The 10,330-nt window shown below is 66.5% G+C and carries 4 protein-coding genes; all 4 read right to left on the bottom strand.

The genetic code is table 11. The features are described 5' to 3' along the window. Positions 1 to 137 precede the first annotated feature (137 nt). From ACWGIH_RS34105 to ACWGIH_RS34120, 4 genes are read right to left on the bottom strand one after another with little or no spacing between them, the layout of a single operon-like run. Entirely contained in the window at positions 138 to 5,378 is a 5,241-nt protein-coding gene (locus tag ACWGIH_RS34105; RefSeq protein WP_453452310.1) for an SAV_2336 N-terminal domain-related protein, read from the bottom strand. Further along, positions 5,369 to 6,511 (bottom strand): AAA family ATPase, encoded by a 1,143-nt coding sequence (locus ACWGIH_RS34110; protein ID WP_453452309.1) that lies wholly within the window; start codon positions 6,509 to 6,511, stop codon positions 5,369 to 5,371. Before ACWGIH_RS34110 ends, ACWGIH_RS34105 begins: the two co-directional genes overlap by 10 nt. Then, positions 6,508 to 8,421: a VMAP-C domain-containing protein gene (locus ACWGIH_RS34115; RefSeq protein WP_453452308.1), complete on the bottom strand. Its 1,914-nt coding sequence runs from the start codon at positions 8,419 to 8,421 to the stop codon at positions 6,508 to 6,510. The genes ACWGIH_RS34110 and ACWGIH_RS34115 overlap by 4 nt, the downstream gene beginning before the upstream one ends. After that, positions 8,421 to 9,635 carry an alpha/beta fold hydrolase gene (locus ACWGIH_RS34120; protein WP_453452307.1) on the bottom strand — a complete coding sequence of 405 codons (1,215 nt, stop codon included), beginning with the start codon at positions 9,633 to 9,635 and terminating at the stop codon, positions 8,421 to 8,423. The genes ACWGIH_RS34115 and ACWGIH_RS34120 overlap by 1 nt, the downstream gene beginning before the upstream one ends. Positions 9,636 to 10,330 lie beyond the last annotated feature (695 nt).

The following is a 10,330-nucleotide window of genomic DNA, read 5'->3' on the forward strand; positions in this document are numbered from 1 at the left end:
GGGAGCGGCTGCGCCTGATGTTCGCCGGGCATCCGGGCGGGTGTTGCGGCTGAACCGTACGGAACTCGACACCACCCGAACTCGGGACAGTCCGATATCTCCCTCAAATCCGGGGGCGATTCAGGGTCCCTTCGCTGTCAAAGAGATCCTGGAGTGATGCCGTCTCGGAGAACGGCGAGAACAGGCTCCAAAGATTCCACAATAACTTGGACTCCAAGTTCACGGAGGTGCATCTCCCTGAACTCGTTGCGGGCATATCCGAGGAAGGCAACGCCCGCTTCCTGGCTGGCAATGAAGTCTGACGGGGAGTCTCCGATCATCAGGGCCTTGCTCGGAGGGATGTCCATGGCGGTTAGGGCTCTGGTCAGAAGCCATGGCGCCGGCTTGAGCTGATATAGATCGCGTGTTCGTCCAAAGATGTATGGCGCGAAGTAGTCGGTGAGGTGACGGCTGGCCAAGTACGTTTTGACGACCTGCGGTGAGTTGTTGGTCACGACGGCAAGCCGGGCTCCCACCGCGTTCCAGGTACGAATCAGTGGTTCCGCGAACGCGGTCGGCCAAGCAGTAGCGGAGGCTTTTAGCTCTTCTTGCGTAAGGCGTTCCTCTAATCCCATGGTCAAGGCGCTGTGCGGGTCACGTCGGTCTACTGCCCGTAGCACCATCTGAGGGTCGAGATATTCACGGTCCACCTCCGTCAAGAGCCCGCGCAAGCCCTGTTCTTCGAGCCACTCGACCAAGGCATTCGCGACTCCCTCCGCCGAATAGCTGGAGTAGAGACTGCAGATAGGTCCGTCGAAGTCGAACAGGACTGCCCGGGCCCCGGTGACTAGGGCCCGCAACTCATCCGGCGTGCCCGATCTGGAGGAACCGCCAAGGGATGGCGGTGCAGGATCCGTGAGCGTGGGGTCACCCGTCTCGTGAGTAGGCTCTCCTGCAGTGGCCGATGATGGTGCGCGGGAGCGGATCCGGGCGGCTTCGGCGGAGAGTCCGAGCGCGTTGAGGGTTTCTGCTTGTACGGACAGGGCCTGACGCAGGTCGTCGGTGAACCTGGTGGGCTGTTGAGCGACGAACCGGCTGAGGATCTCTACTGCTTCTTTCGCCTGGTCCAGGGCTCTGTCCAGTTCCTGACGCGTGCTGGTCCGCAGCCATGCTGCCGCGCTGAGCGATTGTGCGAGGTCGGGGAGGAAGGCCTCTGGGTTGATTGCTGAGAGGCGCCGTCGCACGGCGATGGCTTCTTCGACCTTCGTGAGTGCTTCGCCCCACTGGTGGAGATCTGTTAGGCGCAGGCTGAGGTTGTGCAGTGCAGTAGCGAGCCGAGGGCTGGGCGCGTCGGGACTGTTCTCGGCCAGTTTCCGGTAGAGGAAGACCGCCTCCTCGGCGGTGTGTAGAGCTTCTGCATGTCGTTGTGTTTCCGACAGCGCCGAGCCGAGGTTGAGCAGAGCGCTGGCTAGGCCGGGAGCAGCAGCGTTGGGGTCGGTCTCGGCGAGTGGTCGCCAGATCCCGACAGCCTCGGTGATGGCGTTTAGTGCCTGAGTCGTCTGGCCTGTTTCCCGGAGCGCAGCACCCTGGTTGTTGAGCATGGTGGCCAGATCGGGAAGGAAGGTGCCCGGGTCGGTGTCGGCGAGCTGTCGGCACCGCCCAATCGCGTCGTTGATCGTGCTGAGTGCCTCTTGATGCCGTCCGAGGTCGGCTAGTCGGTTGCTGAGGTTGGACAGTGACCGCGCGAGGCCGTAGCTGTCCGTGGGGTCCGTACTCGCCAGTTGTTGCCGGATCATCACCGCCTGTTGGGCTGTTGCCAGGGCTTCCTCCCTCTCACCGTTATCGGCCAGGCGGTTGCTGAGGGTGGACAGGGCCATGGCGAGAACGGGACGCATGGAGTCGGGATCTGCCTGGGCTGGCCGCTCTGCGACGCTGACGGCCGCACGGGCGGCGGCGAGGGCCTCACCGGTGGAGCCGGTGTCGGCCAGCTGGTCGGACTGGGTGATGAGGCCGTGGGCGATGGCGTCGGGCTGCCAGGGGACCGGGTCTATAGCAGAGGAGTACCGGGCAAGGCTGGCCAGGAGCTGGTCGACGCCGGCGCCGGTGATGGGGTCGACGGCGAGTGGGCGCAGTGACCTGAGGATGGCCGGTAGATCCTTGCTGGTGCTGCTGGGCAGGATCACGGGCAGGATCCGTCGACTCAAGGTGGCCGGGCCGTGGGCGATCTCGTTGCGGAGCAGGCGGGCTTCGAACGTCACATCGACCCGACGGTCGGAGTCAGATCGATGGTTGTCGGCGTGGCGCTTGTACGTAGGTGAGGCGATCACCAGGATGACGTCGGCCGCCTCTATTTCGTGCCGTACCCCGGCTGCCCAGTCCAGGTGTCCCTTCACCTCGCCCAGGTCGAGACGGACATCGATGTTTGCAGCCCGCAGCACCTCGACCAGGTTACGGACCTGCTCGGCGTGGGCGCCGTCGTCGTTCTCGTGAGCGTAGGAGATGAACACCCGTTGTCTGCGGTGCCCGGCCGACGCGTCCCTTGTACGGTCCCCGTCTCGCACAGGGGACCTGCCGGGCAGGAGGTCCACCCGGGGGATGCGCCGCATGTACTGGCTGCAGATATCGGTGAAGTCGGGACTGTTGACCAGAGCGCTGATGGCGGTGACAGCGAGGCGGAGGTGACCGGAGCGGTCGTGTCGCATGGTGGTGCTGGCGAAGCCCAGGAGGAATTCTCCGAAGAAGACGGGTGCTCCGGACAGGCCTCTCTCAAGCGAGCTCCGGTTGGGGGACGGCGAGAGTCCGAGGGGGACGGCGCGTTCGAAGTCGTACGCGGCACCGGGGAGGGATGAGGTGGGATGCAGGATGCCGGTCAGATAGCCGCTCCCCTGCGGGAAGGTCGCGTTCGTAACGGTGACACCGGTGACGTGGCAGGGACTGAGTGGTTCGTCGCCGGTCAGCAGTGCCCAGCGGGGGGCGGAGAAGTGGCTGTCGGTGGAGGGCTCGGCGAGGTCGTCCTCGGCGAGGAGCAGGGCTGCGCCGTAGGTGTTGTCGATCCACAGCACGCGGCAGTCGACCCAGCCGTCCGTAGTGACCGTACCGCGCCTGTTACGGACTCTGATGGTCCCCGATCGGCTGTGCCGGCTTACGGCATGCGCATCGGTGAGGACCAGGCGTGGGCCGAGCAGGAAGCCGGTTCCCACCTGCTGGAAGTTGCTTCCGGGGCGCAGTGGCTCCCCGGTGTCGGCGATCATGACGAGCCGCGTGGGTGAGGGTTCGCCTGGCCATCGTTGGGGCGTGGTGGCGACGGGGGAGACTCGGATGACCTCGGCGCGGGAGAGGAGGTGGCGCAGGCTCGCGTGGTCGTCGGTTGTACCTGGTTGGGCCTGAGCCATGAGGTTGTTCCAGGCCGAGGGGGTCAGGGTTCCGATGACCAGGACAGGCGCCCGTTCGCTGTCCTCGATCATGTCGAGCACGGTGTGTGCCATGGATTCGACGGAAGAACCGGAAAGTGTCGTGTACCTCTGGAGATCGTCGAGCAGGACGATCGTTTGGGGCCTGACCTGGGGTGCGCCGCGCGTCAGTGTGAGGGAGACGTCGTCGGGCGACCACAACCTCCAGTCGTCCGGCATCTCCTGGATGGCGCGCGCCGTGGCGTATGTCTTGCCTGAACCGGGCTCCCCGACGATCAGTACGACGGAGCTGCGGCCGTCGATTGCCTGGGCTACGGCGTTCCTCAGCTGAGCGTCCACGTCCCGCTCGATATAGCCCGGCAGGTGCTCCGTACGCGTGGCTGGGGCCTCCCGGACGGGCAGCCCAAGCGGGCCCGGCGTGCTCGCCCGGTCGGCGAAGGGCAGGGCATCGAGGCTCAGGGCCCGACTACCGTCCCCGCCCGGTGTGCCGCGCGCGGCGAGGAAGTCCCCGGCTGGACCTGAGCTCCGCTCTGGAACGACGGCCCCCATCTCGCGGCGCACGAGTTCTTGTACCACCGTGATCTCGTCCCGCCGCTGGGAACCGAGCAGCGCCTCTCGTACGCCCGTGCGGATGTGGAACGGCATCCGCGCCATGTCGGTGTGCCCTTCGCGTGCTTCACGCTCCCATGATTCGAAGAGCCCGCCGAGCGCGACCTCCGCCAGATGCCCAGGATCTGATTGCGGGAGCATGATCTGGCGAACGAGGTTCATCACCGGCAGGTTGAGCGGCACGGCGGACAGGTAGCCTGCCAGCGTCTGGGCGGTCGGAGACGCGCCGGCCCGGAAGCGGCGAAGGATCTCGTCGACGGCGATCGGCGGCTCAAGCGGCGGCTCGGGCTGAGACTGGGGCTCTGCCGGGCCTCCAGGTCTGCGCGCAATGGTCAGGCAGGGCAGGCGGGTCCAGCGGCCGCCGCCTGCCACTAGTTCCGCCAGGGCGGAGATGGAGCCGGCGCTCGTCTCCACGACCGGGACCGCGATGCCCTCGGTGAGAACATCGCGACGGCGTTTACGGCGGCTGCCTGCGGCGGCCTGGCCCAGCCGCCAGGATGTGTTGGGCGCGGCAGGCCTGGGTGCCCTGATCACATGGGACTGAGGCCGGATCGCGCCGCGGTCCCACAGCCGGCGGGGCAGCACATTGAGCAGGGCGACGGGGCCGTGCGATGCCCATTGCCGCAGTACGTCCTGGACGCTATGAGTACTCCAGCCGCTCGCCACGGTATCCGTGATGACCAGGACCAGCCGGTGTCCGGCCGGGTCGGCGACTTCTTGGACGCTGCGCGCCTCGCCGCCCTCACGTGCGACGGACGGGGCCTCGTCCCGGCCCGTACCGTGGAGATACCAGGTCCGCACGTCGCGGAAGATGCCGGTCTGGACGAAGACGCGGCGAAGCTCGGTCACCAGGTCGTGCCAGAGCAGCATCGAGTGGTGGGCGTCCACGACGAGGGCGAGGTCCAGCCAGCGGCCGCGGCGGGGGCGGAAGACCGGGACTGGGAGGCACTGTTCGATGGTGTTGCGGACGGTAAGTTCCTCGTCGAGTTCGCCCCGTGCGACGTCGCCGGGCAGGCCGGCATGCCGTCCCAGAGGCCGCAGGGCCCGCATCACGGCCAGGGAGTCGCGCAGTGACGCGGCACGACGAATGCGGACGGAATCGACACGTCGCTCGGCAGAGCCGGGAGTGTCGGCCATATCGGCGGCGCTGTAGAACTGTTCGGCAGGAGACGAATCGCGGGCCCCCGGTGTTGAGGAAGACCCCAGCGCCGGTGACTGCGGCCCGCTCTCGTCATCGGGTGCGGGACTCGGGTGGCCAGGCCTGCGGATGCCGGTTCCGTCGATGCGTGCGGCGAGCCACAGGATCTCCGCCAGTTCCTCGGGCCCGGCGTTGACGCCGGACTCCTCGAAGGCCGCGGACAGTTCCTCGATCACGCCCACGGCCCGGTCAACCGTTGCAGGACGGTATCGAGGAACTGTTCGCGGTCGTTGCCATCGGACCAGGCTCCGCTGAGTCTGAGCTGTACGGCGTTGAGGAGCTGGTCGGTCGCGAGGTCGCCTTCCACGCGCCGTTCGAGGTAGGCCTCGATCAGGTCGCGGTAGGGGGCATCGTCCGTTCCTTCGTCCAGGGCGAGTCGCTGGCGGACGATCTGCGTGAGTTTCTCCTCGCTCGGCGGCTTCAGGTTCAGCCGGATGCAGCGTCGCAGGAACGGCGGCGGAAAGTCTCGTTCGCCATTGCTGGTCAGGACGACGATCGGAAAGGCGAGGCACTGGATACGGCCACGTTCGATCGCGACTTGAGGTTCCGGGTCGTCCTGCGTACCGATCTTCACCGTGGGGTGATGGGCGGCGATCCGGGCGAGCTCGGGGATCTCGAAGGCGCCCTCTTCGAAAACGGTGAGCAGGTCGCCGGGAAGGTCGATGTCACTCTTGTCGATCTCGTCGACGAGCAGCACACGGGGCCGTTCCTGAGCCACCAGCGCGGTGCCCAGGGGGCCCAGGCGCAGATAGGGCGCGATGGGGCCGCCGGGCGGCCGACCGACGGACGCGGGTAGCGGTGGGGCGCCCGCGTCTGACCGGGGTGCCGCGTCGATGGCGGAGGGCTGGCCCTTGGCGAATGCGGCGGCCGCGTCGAGGTGGCGCAGGTTGGCGTCGTGCAACCGCCCGATGGCGTCGTACTCGTAGAGGCCGTCGCGCAGCGAGCTGCGGCTGGTGATCGGCCAGTGCAGTACCGGGCCGAGTTCCAGCTCGGTGGCGATGCTGTGGGCGAGTGTTGACTTGCCGACGCCGGGTTTGCCGGTGACCAGCAGCGGGCGGCGCAGATACAGCGCCGTGTTGACGGCGTCCTTCTCTTCCTCGTCGGGCACGTAGCCGCCACCGCGGCGGTGGGTCTCTTCCCAGGAAGCCCCGGAGGTGCCGGGTGGGGCGTACCCGGGGTCGGGCTCCCCCTTGAAGGACCGCCACGGTGGGCGGTGTTCGCCCAGGAGTGCCTGCTTCTCAGCAGCTGTCCCCGCGCCGCGGTAGATCCACCAGTCCTTGACAACCTCAGCTGCCACCACGGTGTCCTCATTCATGAAGTAAGCGTCTGCCTTTCGGGAATGCGCCCGGGATCGTCCCACATCAGGGCGAGAGGATGACGCCTGATCCGCGCGTTCCGGAGCCGGGCGGGCAGCGTGTGTACCTCGAATGGGCCAGGGTCGACTGCCAGCGCGGTGCGGATCGACTCAGCCGTTCCTTCCTGGATGTCGGCTGGCCGCCGCCAGATGGCAATCGGTACTCCGCCATCGAGGACGGCGTCCAGCGTGTCCATGACCATGGTCTCGGTGACCTCGGCGAAGACGACGACGGGCGGGTCGGTCTCCTGGAGCGAGGGGCCGAGATACTCGGAAACGTCACTGTCGCAGACCTCGCGTACGGCCTGCGAGTGCCGGCCGCCCTGTGCCTTAAGCCAATCCCATTTGCGGTACCAGGGGGCCTCGGAGGGCCCCTGGCGTTCGTCGGGGCAGCGCAGCACGACGTCGTAGTAGCAGCCGACCTCATTCATCCTGTTGCCGCGCCAGGGGATCTTCCAGGATTCGAACGGCTCATCGAGGAGCTCATACGGGAGGTGGAACTCGATGCGTGTGGGGGCGTGCGAGCGGCGGACGGCCAGCTGCTGGCCGAGCATGTCTCGGACAGCTTCGAGTTCCAGCGGCTGACCGGACTCCCATACGCTTTCGAACTCGTTCTGGTAGATCCACATTCGGGTCCAGTACCGGTGGTTGTCATCGGGCGTGAGCCGGATGTGGAGGGCGGGACTCTCGACTGCGGGCTCCGGCGGTATGGGGACAGGCGCTGTACCGAGTCGTGTGCGGGCGCGATCCGCCCAGGCGCTGGCTTCGTCAGCCCACTGGGCATGGTGTTTTCTGGCCCGGGCGGCCAGAAAATGAACGAAGGGCAGGACGAGCGGGAGATCGAGACGCCTGCCTTGCCGGGCGTCGAGGTCCCGGGCGATATCCAGAAGGTGGGAGCCGGGAAGCTCGTCACCGGGCGGAACGGCGCAGCCGGTGACCTCGAAAGCCCACCTGTAGGCGTCATAGGAGTAGGCGGGCAGCCGCAGAAGTTCTTGGAGGAGGGGGCCGAGTTCGGTCCACGCCTCCTGGTCAAGCACGAGAGGCCCGGATGGTTCGGAGACGGTGCCGATTGTGGAGTCTGCCCACTGGTTGCCGAAGAGAGTCGATCCGTTCCAGTCTTCACTGATGACGAACTGTGGCTCCTGCCACGCCTCGCCGTTCGCACGCATGATGCGGAAGTCCGTTTGGACGGCGTGGGCGATGCCGACCAGGCCCTCCACGGTCCTGTTGACGGGCTGATCGTCCAGGCGTTTCAGGAGCGTGTCCGTGAACTGGCCAGCCCCTTTATCCGCCTGGTTCTTGGCCGCTTCACCCGGGCGTGCTGCGTAGAGGACAAACTGGCGTCGCTCGGGCGTCAATTCGCCAGGTTCAGGCTCGTTGGCGCCGAATTTCAGAACCCGTGCCTTTTGGGTCTCGATGCGACAGGTGTCTCCCACAGCGACAACGCGGTGGAAACGCCCTCCGGGGACGTTCGTCGATTGCCACCAGCGCAGAGCGGCCTGGAGGTTGAGGTGGCGGGTGAAGAGGATCGTGGCATCCGTGCACGGGAGGAGCAATTGACGCCGGGAATCGAGGAAGCCGTGTCCTGCCCAGTAGATCCACAAGAGGTCCCCGTCGGATTGAGGGAGCTCTTCGAAGAGCACCCGCTCGACATTCTCCAGAGTGGCCGCAGGAACTCTCTGAGGGCCCTCTTTCTGGAGGGGCGACAGCAGCATGTGAACGTGCGTCGGCGGCACGCCGGCTGTGCCGGTGAGCCAGTCGGCGAAGCGGACGGCATCCCGTGCCGGGCCAGGAAGCGACCAGCCGGGGATCTGGTAGGACTCGATGCCGACAACCAGTGCAAAGACCTTCTCGGGATCGAGAGCGGGCATCACTGCAGAGCCTCACCGATCCGGTCGTAGACGGCGCCGAGTTTCCAGTACGCGCTGTGCGAAACGGGGAAGGGCTGGCGGCTGTATACCTCGTAGTCCGTCACCCGGGGATCATCGGGGAAGACCGGCGCGGCCAGATAGGAGACCAAATCCCTACGGTCGTAGATGTTCAGCCAGCGCGGGAAATCAGGCGGCAGGGTAGCGCCAGGCGGGAGGCCGGCGAGGGCACCGAGCTCGTGGAGAAAAGGGGCCTGGGAACCGACCGTGACCAGCAGCCTTACGGGCAAGGGCTGTTGGCGAATGGCGGCCAGGGCGAGGGCATCCACGAGAGCGATGCCGCCCAGGCTGTGGCCGATCACGACCGGCGGCTCCGGGCACTGAGCAATGAACTGAACCAGGTCGTTGCGGAGCGGGCCGCCGCGTGCCTGGTACCGAAGGATGTCACCGACGGCGGAGGCCCCGGCCGAGGTGGCCTCACCGCGCTTGCGATCCAACACGGACTGGGGAGTCCAGCGCAGCCCCAGCTTGAGAAGCACGCCGGAAGCCCGAAGCACAGAGCCTCGCGCCGTGCCGCCGATTCGGCTGCTGAGGAGATCGACTATCCGGTCACGTTCGTCGCCTGTACACACCACTGACTCTCCGACATCGGAGAGCAGGAGAGCGACGATGGCACGGCTCGTGGAAGTGGTGAGGTCGGCCGCTGACACGTCGTCTTGGACGACCGCGCACGCGTCACGGAACTCGTCAGAGTCCCTGAGCGCATCCAGCGCCTTGGCATAGCCGTCGATGAGGCCGGTGTCTCTAAGCAAGTGAGCCAGTTCGTCTGCATCACTGGAACCGGACGAGAGGTCTCTGGGCAGCTTTCGGACACTGTCGGCGACCCGCTCGCCGGCGGATTGCACGCCCGGCATCCCGAGCCCGCCATACGTGGTGCCCAACGCGGCGAGGACCCTCAGTTCGCAGAACGGGTCGGTGAGAAGCAGCAACCACTCGGCCGCCTCCGCCTCTTCGGGATCGCCACTGCCACGGGTGGTCGCCATCCCAGGGACGGAGGCACCGCCTGCACTGAGAGTTGAGGCAAAGGTGTCGCCCCAGTAGTACGGCACCACGTCCGCGTCACCGAAACGGTCTAGCAGACCTCCGCGGACCCACCGGAACAGGTCATCGAAACGCTCTCGGCGTACGCCGGTCCCGTGGACGAAGATGAAGCGCATGCAGCCCCCAGTTTGTCGCGTGCTGTAGGGAGGATAGAGCGCTCGGCGACACAAAGAGGCGTGTTCGCACAGTGCGAAGTTCCTTACTTTCTGTGTGGGTTGGTGGGGGGTGTGACTTCCCCTCTGCTGCCCCTGCTCCCGCGCCCGTTGGGTAGTGGTTTGGTGGGCGGGCGCTGTCGGCGTGGCGGCCTCGGGGATCGGGTGTGGGGCTTGGTGGTTGCGTCGAGGGGGCCGCCGCGCTCGGGCCGGTGGAGCCCGTGAGGGATGTTATGGCGTCCTCTCAGCTGTCCGGCGGGCAAACTGCCGGGCTGGGTCCGGCTGTCCGCCCGGAGGGCGGCTGACGGGTGTTGGCCCGGAGGGCCAACACTGATGGGGTTTCCGGGAGTTCGTATTCTTCTCCCGGAAACCAGTATTCTGTTTTCACGGTGGTCGGGAATGGAATTCCCGACCCCATGCCCGGAGGGCATTGCCCCCCACCACCCTTCAGCCTCCAATACTGACAGCTCGTCAATTTCCCTGGGAATGTGGCGCATTCTGAATTGGGACGGACCGCCCAATTCGCTGACCGGAGGTCAGTAAAATTGGAAACGGGCCGGAGGCCCTTTCCAATTGCCCACCGGAGGTGGGAAATTCGCGCGGGGACGCGCGAAAGGAGAATCCGGAGGATTCGAGTATTCGGCTGCCGGAGGCAGAGC

It is taken from the genome of Streptomyces sp. NPDC054872, from assembly GCF_053610705.1.